Origin of the sequence: Sulfitobacter sp. M85 (assembly GCF_029285915.1) — a bacterium.
Classification (GTDB): Bacteria; Pseudomonadota; Alphaproteobacteria; order Rhodobacterales; family Rhodobacteraceae; genus Sulfitobacter; species Sulfitobacter faviae.
The window spans coordinates 403,458-418,814 of record NZ_JABECQ010000002.1; the positions used below are offsets into that span (position 1 = coordinate 403,458).

At 58.3% G+C, this 15,357-nt stretch carries 17 protein-coding genes and 1 pseudogene; 7 read left to right on the forward strand and 11 right to left on the reverse strand.

Translation table 11 applies throughout. From position 1 onward, the window contains the following. Positions 1-14: 14 nt before the first annotated feature. The 3 genes from HKX24_RS05805 to HKX24_RS05815 are packed head-to-tail and all read right to left on the reverse strand — an operon-like array spanning position 15 to position 2,955. On the reverse strand, positions 15-446 hold the full coding sequence (locus HKX24_RS05805) for a GtrA family protein (RefSeq protein ID WP_276153869.1): 432 nt from the start codon (positions 444-446) through the stop codon (positions 15-17). After that, a complete protein-coding gene (locus tag HKX24_RS05810; RefSeq protein WP_276153870.1) occupies positions 443-1,438 on the reverse strand; it encodes a glycosyltransferase family 2 protein in 996 nt (331 codons plus the stop codon). Before HKX24_RS05810 ends, HKX24_RS05805 begins: the two co-directional genes overlap by 4 nt. Then, a complete protein-coding gene (locus tag HKX24_RS05815; RefSeq protein WP_276153871.1) occupies positions 1,435-2,955 on the reverse strand; it encodes a glycosyltransferase family 39 protein in 1,521 nt (506 codons plus the stop codon). Before HKX24_RS05815 ends, HKX24_RS05810 begins: the two co-directional genes overlap by 4 nt. 144 nt (positions 2,956-3,099) lie before the next feature. Between HKX24_RS05815 and HKX24_RS05820 the strand changes: the two genes are divergently transcribed. Further along, positions 3,100-3,771, forward strand: a complete 672-nt coding sequence (locus HKX24_RS05820) for a response regulator transcription factor (protein ID WP_276153872.1) — start codon at positions 3,100-3,102, stop codon at positions 3,769-3,771. After that, positions 3,764-5,137, forward strand: coding sequence for an ATP-binding protein (locus HKX24_RS05825; protein ID WP_276153873.1), 1,374 nt, complete (start codon positions 3,764-3,766; stop codon positions 5,135-5,137). The genes HKX24_RS05820 and HKX24_RS05825 overlap by 8 nt, the downstream gene beginning before the upstream one ends. 190 nt (positions 5,138-5,327) lie before the next feature. On the opposite strand, the gene HKX24_RS05830 is transcribed toward HKX24_RS05825, so the two are convergent. Both HKX24_RS05830 and HKX24_RS05835 read right to left on the reverse strand, forming a co-directional pair. Then, positions 5,328-5,789 (reverse strand): hypothetical protein, encoded by a 462-nt coding sequence (locus tag HKX24_RS05830; protein ID WP_276153874.1) that lies wholly within the window; start codon positions 5,787-5,789, stop codon positions 5,328-5,330. Positions 5,790-6,639: 850 nt separating this feature from the next. Continuing rightward, positions 6,640-7,221, reverse strand: coding sequence for a helix-turn-helix transcriptional regulator (locus tag HKX24_RS05835; protein WP_276153875.1), 582 nt, complete (start codon positions 7,219-7,221; stop codon positions 6,640-6,642). A 282-nt stretch (positions 7,222-7,503) separates the two neighbouring features. Between HKX24_RS05835 and thyA the strand changes: the two are divergent. The 4 genes and pseudogenes from thyA to HKX24_RS05855 all read left to right on the forward strand — a co-directional run. Beyond that, a pseudogene (gene thyA / locus HKX24_RS05840) lies at positions 7,504-7,776 on the forward strand (thymidylate synthase); the annotation flags it as partial. Beyond that, entirely contained in the window at positions 7,776-8,255 is a 480-nt protein-coding gene (locus HKX24_RS05845; protein ID WP_271693264.1) for a dihydrofolate reductase, read from the forward strand. The pseudogene thyA and the gene HKX24_RS05845, both read left to right, overlap by 1 nt. A 43-nt stretch (positions 8,256-8,298) precedes the next feature. Then, complete coding sequence (locus tag HKX24_RS05850; protein ID WP_271693265.1) at positions 8,299-9,483, forward strand: cytochrome P450; 1,185 nt, start codon at positions 8,299-8,301, stop codon at positions 9,481-9,483. 92 nt (positions 9,484-9,575) lie between these two features. After that, positions 9,576-9,860 (forward strand): hypothetical protein, encoded by a 285-nt coding sequence (locus HKX24_RS05855; protein ID WP_271693266.1) that lies wholly within the window; start codon positions 9,576-9,578, stop codon positions 9,858-9,860. Positions 9,861-9,914: 54 nt separating this feature from the next. Here the strand turns inward: HKX24_RS05855 and HKX24_RS05860 are convergent, their stop codons facing one another. Beyond that, on the reverse strand, positions 9,915-10,121 hold the full coding sequence (locus HKX24_RS05860; protein ID WP_067262111.1) for a cold-shock protein: 207 nt from the start codon (positions 10,119-10,121) through the stop codon (positions 9,915-9,917). Between the two features lie 168 nt (positions 10,122-10,289). On the opposite strand from HKX24_RS05860, the gene HKX24_RS05865 reads away from it, so the two are divergent. Further along, on the forward strand, positions 10,290-10,610 hold the full coding sequence (locus tag HKX24_RS05865; protein ID WP_271693267.1) for an ArsC/Spx/MgsR family protein: 321 nt from the start codon (positions 10,290-10,292) through the stop codon (positions 10,608-10,610). On the opposite strand, the gene HKX24_RS05870 is transcribed toward HKX24_RS05865, so the two are convergent. The 5 genes from HKX24_RS05870 to thrS form a co-directional block, all read right to left on the reverse strand. Next, positions 10,607-11,140: a DoxX family membrane protein gene (locus tag HKX24_RS05870; RefSeq protein WP_271693268.1), complete on the reverse strand. Its 534-nt coding sequence runs from the start codon at positions 11,138-11,140 to the stop codon at positions 10,607-10,609. The genes HKX24_RS05865 and HKX24_RS05870 overlap by 4 nt on opposite strands. Continuing rightward, positions 11,137-11,895, reverse strand: coding sequence for a DNA-binding domain-containing protein (locus HKX24_RS05875; protein WP_271693269.1), 759 nt, complete (start codon positions 11,893-11,895; stop codon positions 11,137-11,139). The genes HKX24_RS05870 and HKX24_RS05875 overlap by 4 nt, the downstream gene beginning before the upstream one ends. Further along, positions 11,892-12,737 carry a DUF692 domain-containing protein gene (locus HKX24_RS05880; protein ID WP_271693270.1) on the reverse strand — a complete coding sequence of 282 codons (846 nt, stop codon included), beginning with the start codon at positions 12,735-12,737 and terminating at the stop codon, positions 11,892-11,894. The genes HKX24_RS05875 and HKX24_RS05880 overlap by 4 nt, the downstream gene beginning before the upstream one ends. Positions 12,738-12,796: 59 nt before the next feature. Beyond that, positions 12,797-13,099, reverse strand: coding sequence for a DUF2282 domain-containing protein (locus tag HKX24_RS05885; protein WP_271693271.1), 303 nt, complete (start codon positions 13,097-13,099; stop codon positions 12,797-12,799). Between the two features lie 224 nt (positions 13,100-13,323). After that, entirely contained in the window at positions 13,324-15,270 is a 1,947-nt protein-coding gene (thrS, locus tag HKX24_RS05890; RefSeq protein WP_271693272.1) for a threonine--tRNA ligase, read from the reverse strand. Positions 15,271-15,357 lie beyond the last annotated feature (87 nt).

Below are 15,357 nucleotides of genomic sequence, written 5' to 3' on the forward strand. Positions count from 1 at the left end.
AGGTCTCCGCCTGATTACTGATTGGTTAGTTTGGCAGAGGGGTCCGCATCTATTGGTTCGTCCGTCCCTCGTGCAGCGCGAAATGCCCACACTCTGCTGAGTGCAAAAGTCAAAATCGCCGCGCATCCGGTTGAGGTCCACAGGCTCACCGTGTCAGTAAGCTCCCCTTCGGATAGCAACAGGATCAGCAGCACTTCGTTACATGCAAAGCCGATCAGGGCGACGAGTGCAAACTTCCATAGCGCGCTTGATAGGCTGACCACTTGATCGGCAAAGGAAAAGCCGAGATGTCCGACAAAGCTGACGAGAAAGGCAATTATAAAGGCGAGTAGGTTCGCCATGACCGGCAGCCAGTTCGACTGGATCAACAGAAAGCCAATTACCATGTGAACGAAGGTTGCAAGCAGGCCGACAATCCCGAACCGCAACAACTGGCCCCACATCATAGATGCTCCCGATCAACGGAAAAGTCTTCCGCGATGATAAATCCGGGACGGCCTTTGACTTCTGTAAAGACCCGCGAGAGGTATTCGCCCAACACACCGATGGAAATAAGTTGCACGCCGCCCAGCAACATGACGGCCACCACAAGGGTCGACCAACCCGGCACCTCGATACCGAAGATTAGTGTGCGAACGGCAATCCACAGGGCATAGAGGATTGAACAAGCAGCAATGCTCATACCAATCCCCGTCCAAACCCTTAGTGGCCATGCAGTGAAGGATGTAAGGCCCGTCAAACCTAACTTAAACAACCCTGCAAAGCCGAATTTAGAGGCCCCGGTCGCACGTGGGACCAGCTCAATCGCCACAGCCTTGGTGCGAAAACCGACCCAACCATACAGCCCCTTCATAAAGCGATTGCGCTCAGGCAAAGCACATAGCGCATCGACGACCCGTCGATCCATGAGCCTGAAATCGCGGGCATTCGCTGGTATCGCGGTGTCGCCACCGATATTCAGCAGTGCATAAAATGCGTGGGTGAAAAGCCGTTTGCGCCATGTCTCATCCCGGCGTTGCGCGCGGACGGCATAGACCATTTCATACCCCTCCGCGCGATGTTCCAACATGGTTCCGAGATGAGAAAGGGGTTCTTGGAGATCAGCATCCAGGATGACTACCGCCGCTCCAATGCTGCGCTCCAAACCGGCCATGATCGCCTGTTCTTTGCCAAAATTCCGCGACAGCCGTAGCACGCGAAGCGGATATTGGGCGCAGAGCGCTTGACTTTCCTCGAAGGTGGCATCGAGGCTGCCATCATCCACTATGACAATCTCGAAACTGCTCACCAGCCTGCGGGCGTGGGCATCCACCTGGGCCACCGTTTTAGTGATATTGCCTGCCTCATTGTAGGCGGGGATCACAAACGAAAGATCGAGAACAGGTTTCGGAGTTGGAACAATTTGAGGTTTAGCGAAGCTTTCGGGTTGGCGGCTCATTGCGTTTTCTCCCGCCCGAAATCTTCAACGAACAAAACGCGAGGCCCAAACCGCCCGGCAGGGCCGAACCGGGGCCCCAAAAAAGGCGCCAGTTCCGAGGCGCGCGATGCCGGAATGGCTACCGCGTCATGCGTCCCATTATCTTGCAGTCTATCGAATGCCGCGGTTCGCTCGGTGAATTGGACTTGGCCCCGAGTGTAAAACTCGGCTGAAAAGCTTCGACCACCCCAATAGGTAATTTGAATATCGGGATCATAGCTTTGCGCTGCTGTTACTAATGCGCGCTCGGACCGATGGGTAATTGCCTCGGGCTGGTAGCGCGCCAAGATGGTCACAGATAGAAATGCCAAGCCCACAAAGACAATGGCCACGATGGTCGCACACCGCGCCCACCAGCCCGGTCGGCCCATAACTTGAGACCAAAGCGAGACCAGGAGGGCCGCAGCTGCGGGAAGTCCCGGGAGGGCATAGGCAGGCAAGATGTTTGCGGCGGGAGTGAAGAGAACCAGCGGCGCGACGGTCCAAAGCGCGAGATAGCTGTGCCAGCCTCGATCGCTCTCTGTCATTTTCCTGATGCAAGCTGCTGCCCGAGGAAGCACGGGCAGGGCAAACAGGCTCCATGGTAGAAAGGTAGCCCCGGCATAAAGCCAGATCAGGCCCTTGGGCTGCTCATGACCAGAGCCGTATAGATCACCCTGCCAACCCGGCACGACGAAGCGTTGGAAATGCTCTCCGATAAGAAAATAGTGCAGAAATCCCGGGGTCTTGATCTCGGCCAAAATATACCAAGGGAGGGTCAGCGCTGCGGCGATAAACATTCCTGACAGCCAGGGAAATCCACGCAATTCCCGCCAACGTCCGGTAACCGCGAGCCACGGAGCAAGCGCTATCACCGTGATTACGAGCGCGACCGGTCCCTTCGCCAAAAGGCCGATTGCGATGCCGACGAAGAACCACTGTCCCCATGTGCTGCGAGAGGGACCGTCCACCATATAGTTGTAGAAGGCGATCATGCTGAGGGTAGTGCCGAGCAACATGACCATGTCTGTCATCACAAACGCCGACGCGCCGAAAAACATCAAGGACGAAGCGAGAACCGTTGTCGCGACCAGAGCCTGATCCGGGCCCCGGTGCCGACGCACCCAAGAGAAAAGAAGGCTCAACACCCCGAGTGAGGCGGTAAAGATGAACACCCGTGCACCAAACGCTCCAACGCCAAAGAGCTTCATGCCTAAAGCAGAAAGCCAAGTATGTAAGGGGGGTTTGCCCCAAAAAGGGATGCCGTAATCGAACTGCGGCGTGATCCAATCCCCGGTTTCAACCATCTTCCGTGCGATCTCAGCATAACGGGCTTCCGTAGAATCCGTGAAAGGCCACCAGAGGATGGCAAGCAGGCGCACGGCAAAGAATGCGCAAATCGCAAGGATAAAAAACCTCTGGTCACTAAAGGTTAAAGCGAAGCGTCCCGGGACTTCTTGTCGACCGGCTGTATCGAATTTCGGTTCTATTGCGACCATGATGCCCCATCCTTTTTCTCAGGGCATAAGACCGTGGTGGTCTGCGAAAGATGGTCAGCACTATACCGATCCGTAACATTACAGCGATGGTGCAAAGCGGCAAAGCAGGCTATTTTCTTAACACCATATGGAGCTGGGGTGCAGATGCGGGTGCTGGTCATAGAAGATGATGGTGAGACGGCGGAGTATATCTGCGACAGCCTCAAGGCGCTCGGTCATGTGACGAAACATGCGTCTGATGGCAAACAGGGATTCCTCGACGCTCTGGACGATGACTTTGACGTGATCATAGTCGACCGAATGCTGCCCGGCTTGGATGGGTTGACCCTTGTCAAGTCAGTGCGCGGTGCGAATGTTCCGACGCCGATCCTATTCCTAAGCGCACTTAGTGGTTTGAACGACCGTGTTGATGGATTGGAGGCCGGAGCGGACGACTATCTTGTAAAGCCATTTGCGTTTTCTGAACTTTCCGCACGCCTGACTGCACTTGCACGCCGTCCTCCGATGCAGACTGAAGAAACGCGACTTCGGGTCGCCGACCTCGAGATCGACCTGATGCGCCATACTGTCTGTAGATCGGGCCAAGAGATCGCCGTGCAGCCGCGCGAATTTCGCTTGCTTAGCTATCTGATGAAAAATGCAGACCGGGTTGTAACCCGAACGATGCTGCTTGAAGCCGTTTGGGGTTTTCACTTTGATCCAAACACCAATGTTGTCGAAACGCATATCAGCCGTCTGCGCAACAAGATCGACAAGCCTTTTGCGCAGCCACTAATCCATACCGTTCGCGGCGCCGGATACAGTCTTCATGGATAACCCCATGCCCACAGGTCCTTCAGCGTTGCGGACATCCATACGGCTGTCATTGCAATACTCGTTTCTCTATTCGGTGCTTTCTGCGTTCGTCTTCGCATTGGCTTATTGGTTCACGCAATATGAAGTTCAAGATTGGGTCCTCGATCAAATGCGCAGCGATGCGGGCACGCTCGCCAAAACTTTTGAGGCGAGCGGTAAAGAGGCGCTGTTCGAACGCGTCGACGCCCTCGCTGAAGTGAGTTTCGAGAATGCCCGGGTTTATCAACTCTTGAACGTCGACGGCGTAATCATGTCCGGGAACCTGGCATCGACCTTGGAGATTCCATTGCCCGATTTTGTTCCGGCGGAGGAATTGCCACTTGCGGGGGACATCCATGACGAGGTCTCAGGCTATTGGCTGCGCGTGGATGAAATTGGACCTTATTTGTTGATACAAGGAACTGGCGACCATCTCGTTTTAGAAATTCTTGAAGCTCTCGGCATAGCTTTGGTGGTGGGGTATCTGGCAGTCGTGACAATCGGTCTAATTGCCGGTGTCTGGATCGGTCGCATCACTGAGCGACGTATCGCAGCGATATCAAATACCCTCTCCGAAGTTTCATCGGGCAACCTCGCATCACGTATTCCGATCAGCAGCAACCCGCGCGATGACCTATCGCGGTTGTCTGCTGAAATAAACAGCATGCTTGGCCAGATTACGCGCCTGCTCGAAAGCCAGGAGCAAATCTCAAACGATATTGCCCATGATATGCGCACGCCGCTTCAGCATCTCAGACAAAGATTAGAAAAACTGCGAGACAGTCAGGCTATACGCCCAGATGACATTTCTACCAGTCTTGAGCAAACAGAAGAAATCATATCGACGTTTAACGCCCTCTTGCGCATCGCTCAGATTGAGGGGAGTGACCGTCGCGAAAGGTTTGCTTGGGTCGACCTGTGTGGCGTCATAGTTAATGTCACGGAGGTCTTCGAGCCTGCCGCCGAAGATGCTGGCATTAGGTTAACCTCAAAGGTGCCAGACGAACAGCTTGAGGTTTTTGGAGACAGCAATCTAATTACGCAATTGCTGTCGAACCTCGTTGAGAACGCGATCAAACATTGCCCTGAGGGAACTATGGTTTCGGTCTCGGGTGACATGAGCCTTGCCAATCCGACATTGCGCATTTCCGACAATGGGCCGGGAATTGAATGCGCGGACAGAGAACGTATTTTCCGACGGTTCTTTAGGGGCGAGAAAAGTCGAAACAGTCCTGGAAATGGTCTTGGGCTGGCTCTCGTTAAAGCGATCTGCGACTTGCATGGCGCTGAGATGATTGTGTCGGACAATTGCCCAGGGGCGGTTTTTGAGATTAGATTTCTGCAATGAATGCGATCCAAACGGGAACATAGGCTGGCACTTTAATGTGCTATGTTTTCGGTTAGTTCGCGTCATCTTGGGACTTTGCTTAGGAGAACGATCAATGTCCGTTGTGTGCCGGTAGCGACAGGCGGCCGACAAGCGAGGGTCTGTCGCACTTGGTCCGCTCTCTCGCACGTTCTGATCGACCGAAAGTAGCCTACTCAGCTGTTATTGGCCGCGATGCCAAGACATGCTCGACGAGTTTAAGGTCTTCCTCTCGGCCATTTTGCAGCACCCCGAAACGCTCGGTTAAATCAATAATATTCATTAGTTGCTTCGGCGATAGTTGGATTCCGAGGTAGATCGCGCGGCTTCCGATATTCCAAGTCGCGTCGATGACACGCCCGGTCTTTGGGCAGAGGTTCCACGCGTGCGAGAAAGGGAGTGCACCCAACTTGATATCCCATCCATAGCCTTCACAGTAAGGAAACCCATGGGACAAGCGTAGTTGCCAAGCATTACGAAAACACTGTTTTTGGAGCCCCTCCTTCATTTCGGGCGGTTGAGCGCTTCCCACCCAGCGGTTCCCGTTCCGGCGAAGGTAGTCTGTGAGAGGTAGTGCTCCGTAGGGACCGGCTAAGGTCTGGTCGATAAGGTCAAGTTGTTGTGTGGCGTTCACGTTGTTTCTCCTCTTTGTTGTTTAGGAGATTGGTCTTTCTCATCAGAACGAAAAAACCAGGATCGGAGCGAACCCCTATCCTCGCTCGAAAGGTGGTCCCCGGGCCCTGAGCGATCCTGAACGCAACTATTCAGCGGCGCGCGGCGAAAGTGACGGGTATCATGAGGTTCCGGAATGAACCGACCGCGAACGCTATTGATCTCGCCGCTGCCTGCGAAGAAAAATATGTTCTGCCGGGGCATCTGCGGAAAATTTCGCGCCGCGAAACTCACGCGCCTCTCGAGCAGTATCTCCAACCACAATTCTGCCACCAGCCGATATTGCCAGCAGCGCGGACTGGCTCGTTCGGCTGGTATGTATCGGCTCAATATTGCCGGTATGTAATGGGGAATGCCGAGCCAAAGCCAGCGTTCGCAGGCGCGCGGGATATTCTTTAGGTGGTCCAAGTTTTTGAGGATGGAATTTGCGGGTCCGGGTAAATTCTCGGACCGCTGCTGATGTTGCAAGGTGTTGCCGTCAAAAATTACTCTGCGCGGGAGAGCGCCGCGATGTTCTGGAGCGCCGCCATCTGCTAAGTCAAGGATGTGTCCCACGTCTCGAAGAGCTTCCAACACTTCGGCTCAGGCCAGGCCATGAATATCGAAGATGTTGACGACGAGCTATTCACGAGTTTGCGGGCGATGGACTGAACAGGAGAAGCGGCTATGGACATCGAAGGAAGTCCTACATGGGTTCATCGTGTCAGTGACTGACGTGGCGCAACAGTAGATTGCGGGCGGTCAAATAATGTTGATTGCGCGCCTATCTTCCTCGCTTACCCCTTTGTCGAGGAGTTGCTCGGTGGCAGGCGCTACTCACCATCAAGGTCGATATCCGAACTGACGCGCCCGCGGGCTCTCACGAAAGCATCATTGAGCGTATCTTGTTTGTCGAGTTTCCTGTCTAAGATAAGTAGCGCCAAATCGCCATTACACGCATCCACGTAGCGCTCAATGGACCCAAGACTTGGGATTGACCCGGACAGTGATTCCAGCCTTGCAATCACTGATTGGGTCATACCTGCTGCCGCTGCAATTTCCTCCTGGCTCATTCCTCTTTTATCGCGCAGAGCGCGCAATTTGATAGCGATCTCACGCTTACGGGAATTTTTGGCTTGGTGCCCCGCGAGCTGCGGATGCGCGCGATGGAGCGCTTTCTGGAGGAAGTTGCTATCCTTAGACATACTCAAGCCTTTTGCTGCTAAGGTGTAGGATAACACATCGGCTATGAAACCGACCAAATGCTTATAGTGGTTCTGAGCTACACACGTCGTGCCTTGGCTAAGCCTCAGAAACTGAGGACGTTGAGCGTAGTCAGAAGCGCCGAGGATGCCTTTGGCAACATGCTCAGCCTTGGCAATGGGACTGCCGCTTAATTGCTGGCGTTCTGGCATCTGAGAGAAATATTTGCTCTATGTCTCTTAAAGAGGCCTACAGCCCAAAAAGGCGAGGCGCACGGAGAACGAGAAAGAGGCCCGATGCGGCTGCGCTATATAAGGGCTTCGCCGCATCGGGCCTCTTTCTCGTTCTCCGTGCGCGACAATATCATACCCTTCCAGCGTCATCGAACGTATTGGAACAGACGAACGGAGATTGAAACTATGGCCCTGATAGAAAGAGCCGCCAACCGAGGCGACATAATAACGTTTTCGCATAAAAATGACCTAACCGGAAAACCGTTCAACATCGCCTCCTACGCGCTGCTCTTGGAAATGCTGGCCCATGTCACTGGCTATGCGCCGGGTGATTTCGTGCATTCCATGGGTGACGCGCATATCTATTCCAACCATCTGGAGCAGGTGAAAACCCAGCTTGCGCGGACGCCCAAGCCGCTGCCGAAACTGCGGATCAACCGCGAGGTCAGTTCGATCTTTGATTTCCGCTATGAGGATTTCACCTTTGAGGGCTATTATCCCGACCCTGCGATCAAAGCGCCGGTGGCCGTCTGATGCTGAGCCTGATTGTCGCCCGCGCCCGCAACGGCGCCATTGGCAAAGACGGGGATATCCCTTGGTCACTGCCCGAAGACCTGAAATTCTTTCAGCGTGAAACCACCGGCGGGGCCATCATCATGGGGCGCCGAACGTGGGAGAGCCTGCCCTTCAAGCCACTGAAAAACCGGTTGAATTGCGTTGTCTCTAGCAGCGAGGTCGAGGGCATCCAAGTGGCGCGCGACCCGCAAGCCGCTTTGGGCTATTGCGCAGCAGAGGGCTATCGCCGGGTCTACGGCATCGGCGGCGAAGGCATCTACCGTACGCTTTTGCCCCTCGCGGACCGGCTTTTGGTGACCGAAGTGGATGTGGAAATCGACGGCGCCGATGCGTTCTTTCCCCAATTCGACCCCGACGAATGGATCGAATTGGGCAACCTTTGCCTGCGCACATCGGGTCCGCGTGCCATCGCGCGGGAGTGGTTGCGCCGCTGCTGACCGGCCATTGACATAGGCCGCGCGGCGGGCATCACTGCGGGCCATGTTTGATCTATCCGCCCCGCCCGAAGGGTTTGTCGAGAACCCGTTCCCCCATTACGACCGCCTTCTGCGCGACGCCCCGGTGCTGCGCCAGCCTGACGGCTCGGTCCTGATCTGCCGCCATGCGGATCTGAACGCGATCTACCGCGACACCACGCTTTATATCTCGGACAAGAAACTCGCTTTTGCCCCGAAATTCGGCCCCGGCAGCCCCTTGTTCGAACATCACACCACCAGCCTCGTTTTCAATGACCCGCCGCTGCACACCCGCGTGCGGCGGATCATGACCTCGGCCCTTACGCCCAAGGCGCTGGCGCGGATGGAGCCAGGGTTGATCGATACGGTGGACCGACTGCTTGAGGGGCTGAGCCCCACGCCGGACCTGATCGAGGACTATGCCAGTTGTATCCCGGTGCAGATCATCGGCAACCTGCTGGACGTGCCGATGGAAGAGCGCGGCCCGCTTCGCGATTGGTCGCTGGCGATCCTCGGCGCGCTGGAGCCAACCTTGAGCGATGCGGCGCTCGACGCAGGCCATACCGCGGTGCGGGAGTTCAAAGCCTATCTGCAAGACCTCATCGCGCGGCGCCGGGCCGCGCCGGGGGATCCTGAAACCGATGTGCTGACCCGGTTGATCGCGGGGGATGATGGGGGGCAGCTGACCGAGATCGAGTTGATCCAAAACTGTATTTTCATCCTGAACGCGGGCCATGAGACGACGACCAATCTGATCGGCAGCGCCCTTGCGCTGCTGCATGACCATCCCGACCAAAAGGCCCGGCTGCTGGCCGAGCCTGCTCTGATCGGGCCTTGTATCGAAGAGGTGCTGCGCTTCCGCTCGCCCAATCAATTCGGCAACCGGGAAACCACGGGCCCGGTCACCATCGGCGGGGTCGAGATCGCCGCGGGCAGCAACCTGCACCTTTGTATCGGGGCTGCGAACCGAGACCCGGAAGTCTTTGAGGAGCCGACAAAATTCGATATCGGGCGCAAGCCCAATCGGCATCTGGCCTTTGCCGGTGGCCCGCATGTCTGCGTGGGGCTGACTTTGGCGCGGATGGAAGGGAAGATCGCGCTTCAACGCTTCCTAAATCGCTACCCGGATTATGAAATCGGCGCGGCTCGGCAGGGGGGCGGACGCATCCGCTTTCACGGCTATGCGACGCTCCCGGCGCGGCTGAACTAAAGCGAGCCTGCCATAAAAGACTGGACTAAAAGAAATCGCCCCGGCAATCTTCGTTGATATTATACATAATTACGAGGGTTATCATGCGTGTAATGTCAGCTATCGCAGCGGCGGCAGGGCTGCTTTCAGCCGGGCTGGCCAGTCAGGTCTCGGCAGAGCCCAAGGTCTACGCCTATCCCAGTTCCGCAAATTACTGCCCGGCGGGGCTGCAACCGGTGACCCTTGGCGGGGCGATCTGTTGTGGCACGCCGAACCAGACCATGACCTATGCTGAGGTCAAGGCGCACCCCGTGCAGCGCCGTCACCGCGTGGTCACACCGCGCCGTTCAGCCCGCGTGCCTTGCCCGGTTGGGGCCAAAGGCTGTTCGTATAACTGATCTTTCAAGCAACGCCCGGCGCGGGACGCCGGGTGTTTTCTTGCAATATCGTGGCTAGAGCAGCGCGAGGTCGGTGGCCATCTGCCGTCCGTCGCGGCCTTCGGTCAGTTCATAGCTGACCTTTTGATCGTCCGCCAAGCCGGTCAGGCCAGACCGTTCGACCGCCGAAATATGAACAAATACATCGTTACCGCCGCTTTCGGGGGCGATGAACCCGTAGCCTTTGGTGGTGTTAAACCATTTCACGGTGCCAGTTGGCATAATCTCCGCGCCTCCTTTGTCTTTGCGTCTCTGCGTCCAGCAGAATGGCGAAAGCGATTGAATTGCGACCCGCCATAATAGAAAGATCGCGCGGACTGGAAAAAAATCAAGCGATCAGCTGCGAGAACCGCAACTGGGCGTGGGATCGCGAGGCTGAGGGAGACGGATGTGCTAATTTATGGGCTGAAAAATTGTGACAGCTGTCGTAAGGCGAAAAAGGCGCTGCCAGAGGCGCAATTGGTCGACGTGCGGGAGGAGGGCGTGCCCACCGCGGTCTTGGAAAAGGCCCACGCGCAGTTTGGTGCGGCCTTGCTCAACACCCGTTCGACAACCTGGCGCGGGCTGGATGACGCGGCCCGCAAGGAAGAGCCGCTGGCCCTGATTAAAGCCCATCCGGCCCTGATGAAGCGCCCCCTGATTGCGGTGGGTGATCGGCTGTTTCTGGGCTGGAACAAAGAGATAGAAGTTGACGTTCAAGCGATGCTTTAACCGCGGCCTGCTATCAGCCGGTCCAGTGACAGGGGGCCGGCCCCTTTGATGACCAGCACCAAAAGCAAGAAGACCCAGAGCGCCCGCTGGTCGAGAATATGGGCGTCGGGGAAACGGTCGAACCACGCGCCGAGGGCGCTGCCGTGGCCGTAGAGATCGGTCAGCGATTGCACCACGACAAAGCCTACCATTGCCAGCGCGGCCAGCCGGGTCAGCAGCCCGATGACGATGAGCAGGGGCAGGATGAACTCCGCCACCGTTCCGGCGACGACGACGAGCCAATGAAACAGCCCAAGCGCGTCGCTGTCATAGCCGACCGCCTCGAAAACGCGGGGGAAGATCTGGGCGTAGGCGCCGGTGGAGGGGGTGAAGATGCCCAAAGGGCCGGGGCCGAGTTTGGTTAGACCGGCGTTCAGGAAGTAGACCAGCAACACCGCGGCAAAGAGGAAACGCGCGAGGGTCGGAAGCAGCCAGTCGGCACGCTCCAGTCGGTCGGCGGCGGTGCGGTAAAGGGGCAGAAATCGGGTCATTTGCTTTCCTCCACGGAAATCGCGCTGAAGACGCCGTGGCTCAGGGCAAAGCCTAGGGCGGCGGCGAGGTCGAACTCAGGTGCGGCACTGACTGTGGCTTCATGGGCCGCCCCGAAGGTCCGCCCCTCGGCAAGGTGACCGAACCATTGCGCCGCGCCGGGCGGCGCCAGATGCGGGGCGGGATCATAAGCGGGGCGGGTGATTACCACGTCCTGCGCCACGTTACGCGGCTTGGGCGCGTTATCGGTGAAATTATAGCGCCAGATGTCGAAAAGCGGCCAATCTGATCGCAGAAGGCGGGTCGCGGGGGCGAGGGTGAGCTTGGCCCCCATCAGCGCATCGGGAGGGAGCGCCTCGAAGATCTGCGGATCCAGCGGTGCCGCGTCGGCGGCGTGGTAGGAGGACCGCAGCGCGAGGTCGAGCCTTGCGGCATCGGCGAGATAGCCGATTTTCGCCAGTGGCGCGAAACCTGCGATGAACCCCGGGAAATCCGCGCCATAATGCATCATCATCGGCGATTTCGGTGGATGCGCCCGGACATAGAGCGGCGCGAGTTCGGCAAAATTGCGGGCACCGATCAGCTTGCGCACCAGCGGAAAGGCCACTTCGAGAGCCGCGATCAGGGAATGGGTGACATTGTTGCGATAGACGCCATAGCGCGCGCCCGCCGGTTGCCCCTTGCCATCGCGCAGCCCCGCGGGGGCGGGGCGTGCGGGATCGAGCAGCGCCGCGCGAAAACTGTGCTGGTCGGTCACGCCAGAACCTCGGCGGCGCGATTGGCTTCGGCCCGGAGGACGGGCCAGTCGGGCACGTCATTGTCCCACTCGACCAGTACCGGCTTTGGACCGGTTTGGGCCAGCGTGTAGCTGAGCAAGTCCCAGACCGGATCGACGACCTCTTTGCCATGGCTGTCGATCAACAGTGGCGCGCCGTGATCGTCGGTGTCGTCGTCATGGCCGCCCACATGGATCTCCCCCACATGGTCTGTCGGGAAGGCGTCGATGTAGCCCTGCGGCGATAGCCCGAGGTTGGTGGCTGAAATGAAGACATTGTTGACATCCAGCAAGAGCCCGCAGGAGGTTCGTGCGATGATCTCTGCTAAAAAGTCGGTTTCGGACAAGTCAGATTCTTCGAATGCGAGGTAGCTTGAGGGGTTTTCAAGCAGCATTTGCCGCCCCAAGACCTCTTGCACCTGATTGATATGCGCGGCGACGCGGGTCAGCGTTTCTTCGGTATAGGGCAGGGGGAGGAGGTCGTTGAGATATTCCATCCCATGGGTCGACCACGCCAGATGTTCGGAGAAGGACGCAGGCTGGGTTCGGTCACAGAGGGCCTTGAGCCGCGCGAGATGGTCTGTGTCGAGGGGGCCTTCGCCGCCGATCGACAGGCCGACGCCATGAACCGACAGGGCGAAACGTTCTTGCAAGGCGCGCAGCTGCGCATGGGGGCGGCCACCGTCGCCCATGTAGTTCTCGGCATGCACTTCGATCCAACGAACCGGGCCGGGATCGGCCATCAAACCATCGAGATGCCGGGATTTATATCCGACCCCGGGGGCATTGGGCAGCGTGGTGAGAGGGGGGGTATCGTCGCGCATATCGGCCTCCGGCATGGGGCGGGGCAGGGTCCGGGCGGGTGCCGCCCGGACCGCTTTGATCAAGCGGGCAGGTCGCGGTCGAGCGGTTCCAGAGAGCCGGTCCGCTCGGTCCCGTCTGTCATGTCGGGCAGGTCGATCTCGGCGCAGGTGCCTTCATCGACGAGGGTCCATGCGTTGCCTTGGTAATCGGTCACGGATGTGCCGGCACAGGTCGTGCCGGGGCCCGCGGCGCAGTCGTTCTCACCGGCCAGCGATACGCCATAGCATTTCTCTTGTGAGGCGGCAGTTGCGGTGGTGGCGTGGCTGCCGAGTGCGGCGGCGACGGCCCCTGCGATGGCGGCTGTTTTGAGTGTGTTGGACATTGTCGTTTCCTTCCTGATGGTGTTGACAGGCTTACTAGAGCAGCCCGTTCGCTCACAAGCCAGTCACGAGCGAGTGTGTCACAGTCCTGTCAGAATATACGCGAAAAACCGGCGAAAGTTGTAATTATCCCGCGTAGGAAGGAAGGGTTTGTTACAAAAACGCTCCGGCAGGCAGGGGGCATATTGCCCGCAAGCCCGCCGGAGCGCAGTTTTGTTACAGCGCGTTAGCGCAGGTCAGGCGGGGTTGCGTCCTGCGCCAGCTCGGCGGTGAGCGCATCCAGCGGCTGCACCGAGGTCTGCTTCTGCCCCAGACGACGCACGGAAACGGTGCGCTCTTCGACTTCACGCGCCCCTACGGCGAGGATCACCGGCACCTTGCCCAGCGAATGCTCGCGGACCTTGTAGTTGATCTTCTCGTTGCGCATGTCCGCCTCGGCGCGGACGCCGGCGGCGCGCAATGTCTCCACGACCTCTGCCACATAGTCATCAGCCTCGGACGTGATGGAGGCCACAACGACCTGCCTCGGCGCGATCCAGAAGGGCAGCTTGCCGGCGTGTTCCTCGATCAGGATGCCGATGAAGCGCTCGAAGCTGCCCAAGGTGGCGCGGTGCAGCATCACGGGGCGGTGCTTGTTGCCGTCCTGCCCGATGAAGCTCGCCTCCAGCCGCTCAGGCAGGTTCGCGTCGACTTGCAGGGTGCCGCATTGCCAGTTGCGCCCGATGGCGTCGGTCAGGGTGAATTCGAGCTTCGGGCCATAGAAAGCGCCTTCGCCCTCCAGCACCTCGAAGTCATAGCCCGCGGCCTTGCAGGCATCGCCAAGCGCCTGTTCCATATGGTCCCATGTCTCGTCCGAGCCGATCCGCTTTTCGGGGCGGGTGGAGAGTTTGATGGTCCAGTTATGGAAGCCGAGGTCGGCATAGACTTTGGACAGGAAGGCGATGAACTTCGCTGTTTCCGAGGTGATCTGATCCTCGGCGCAGAAGATATGGCCGTCGTCTTGGGTAAAGCCGCGCACCCGCATGATGCCGTGCAACGCGCCCGACGGCTCATAACGCGCGCAGGAGCCGAACTCGGCCATCCGGAGCGGCAGGTCGCGGTAGGATTTCAGACCCTGATTGAACACTTGCACGTGGCAGGGGCAGTTCATCGGCTTCAGCGCATTCACCGCCTTTTCGCGGGCATGGTCCTCGTCCACTTCGACGATGAACATATTTTCCTGATACTTGTCCCAGTGGCCGGATTTTTCCCACAGCTTGCGGTCAACGACCTGCGGAGTGTTGACCTCGACATAGCCGTCGCGGTCCTGCATGCGGCGCATGTAATCCTGCAGTGTGGTGTAGATGCGCCAGCCGTTGGGGTGCCAGAAGACTTGACCGGGCGCCTCTTCCTGCATGTGGAACAGGCCCATTTCCTTGCCCAGCTTGCGGTGGTCGCGCTTGGCGGCCTCCTCCAGCATGTTGAGATGGGCGCGCAGTTTCTCCTTGCCGGTGAAGGCCACGCCGTAGATGCGCTGCAACATGGCGCGGCTGCTGTCCCCGCGCCAATAGGCGCCGGCGATGGACATCAGCTTGAAGGCATCGCCCGGCACTTGGCCAGTGTGTTGCAGGTGCGGACCACGGCAGAGATCCTGCCAATCGCCATGCCAATACATCCGCAAGGGCTCGTCGCCGGGGATCGCCTCAATCAGCTCGACCTTATAGGGCTCGTTCAGGTCCTCGTAATGTTTGATCGCGCGGGCGCGGTCCCAGACCTCGGTGCGGACGGGGTCGCGCTTGTTGATGATCTCCTTCATCTTTTTCTCGATGAGGCCGAGATCCTCAGGGGTGAAGGGCTCTTCCCGGTCAAAGTCGTAATACCAGCCATCCTTGATCACCGGGCCAATGGTGACCTTGGTGTCGGGCCAGATTTCCTGCACGGCGCGGGCCATGATGTGGGCAAGGTCGTGGCGCACCAGCTCGTTGGCCTGTTCTTCGTCGGCCATGGTGTGGATGGCGATGCTGGCGTCACTCTCGATCGGCCATGCCAGATCGTAATGCGCGCCGTTCACGGTGGCGCTGATGGCCTTTTTGCCGAGCGATTTAGAGATGTCGGCAGCCACTTCACCAGCGGTGATCCCGGCGTCGTACTGCCGGCTGTTGCCATCGGGAAGGGTGAGGGAGATTTGGGCCATCAGGGGCGCTCCTCGTCGGTTTGGCGCCTACGAGACGCCCGGTTGCGGGTTATGTGTTGGGCCTATGTGGCGGGGCAGGCGCGGCTT

Coding starts and splice junctions, on each gene's coding strand:
- HKX24_RS05820 (WP_276153872.1), top strand. CDS start 3,100: ATGCGGGTGCTGGTCATAGAAGATGATGGTGAGACGGCGGAGTATATC.
- thrS (WP_271693272.1), bottom strand. CDS start 15,270: ATGGCCCAAATCTCCCTCACCCTTCCCGATGGCAACAGCCGGCAGTAC.
- HKX24_RS05845 (WP_271693264.1), top strand. CDS start 7,776: ATGCTGAGCCTGATTGTCGCCCGCGCCCGCAACGGCGCCATTGGCAAA.
- HKX24_RS05810 (WP_276153870.1), bottom strand. CDS start 1,438: ATGAGCCGCCAACCCGAAAGCTTCGCTAAACCTCAAATTGTTCCAACT.
- HKX24_RS05885 (WP_271693271.1), bottom strand. CDS start 13,099: ATGTCCAACACACTCAAAACAGCCGCCATCGCAGGGGCCGTCGCCGCC.
- HKX24_RS05880 (WP_271693270.1), bottom strand. CDS start 12,737: ATGCGCGACGATACCCCCCCTCTCACCACGCTGCCCAATGCCCCCGGG.
- HKX24_RS05870 (WP_271693268.1), bottom strand. CDS start 11,140: ATGACCCGATTTCTGCCCCTTTACCGCACCGCCGCCGACCGACTGGAG.
- HKX24_RS05855 (WP_271693266.1), top strand. CDS start 9,576: ATGTCAGCTATCGCAGCGGCGGCAGGGCTGCTTTCAGCCGGGCTGGCC.
- HKX24_RS05825 (WP_276153873.1), top strand. CDS start 3,764: ATGGATAACCCCATGCCCACAGGTCCTTCAGCGTTGCGGACATCCATA.
- HKX24_RS05815 (WP_276153871.1), bottom strand. CDS start 2,955: ATGGTCGCAATAGAACCGAAATTCGATACAGCCGGTCGACAAGAAGTC.
- HKX24_RS05835 (WP_276153875.1), bottom strand. CDS start 7,221: ATGCCAGAACGCCAGCAATTAAGCGGCAGTCCCATTGCCAAGGCTGAG.
- HKX24_RS05805 (WP_276153869.1), bottom strand. CDS start 446: ATGATGTGGGGCCAGTTGTTGCGGTTCGGGATTGTCGGCCTGCTTGCA.
- HKX24_RS05860 (WP_067262111.1), bottom strand. CDS start 10,121: ATGCCAACTGGCACCGTGAAATGGTTTAACACCACCAAAGGCTACGGG.
- HKX24_RS05850 (WP_271693265.1), top strand. CDS start 8,299: ATGTTTGATCTATCCGCCCCGCCCGAAGGGTTTGTCGAGAACCCGTTC.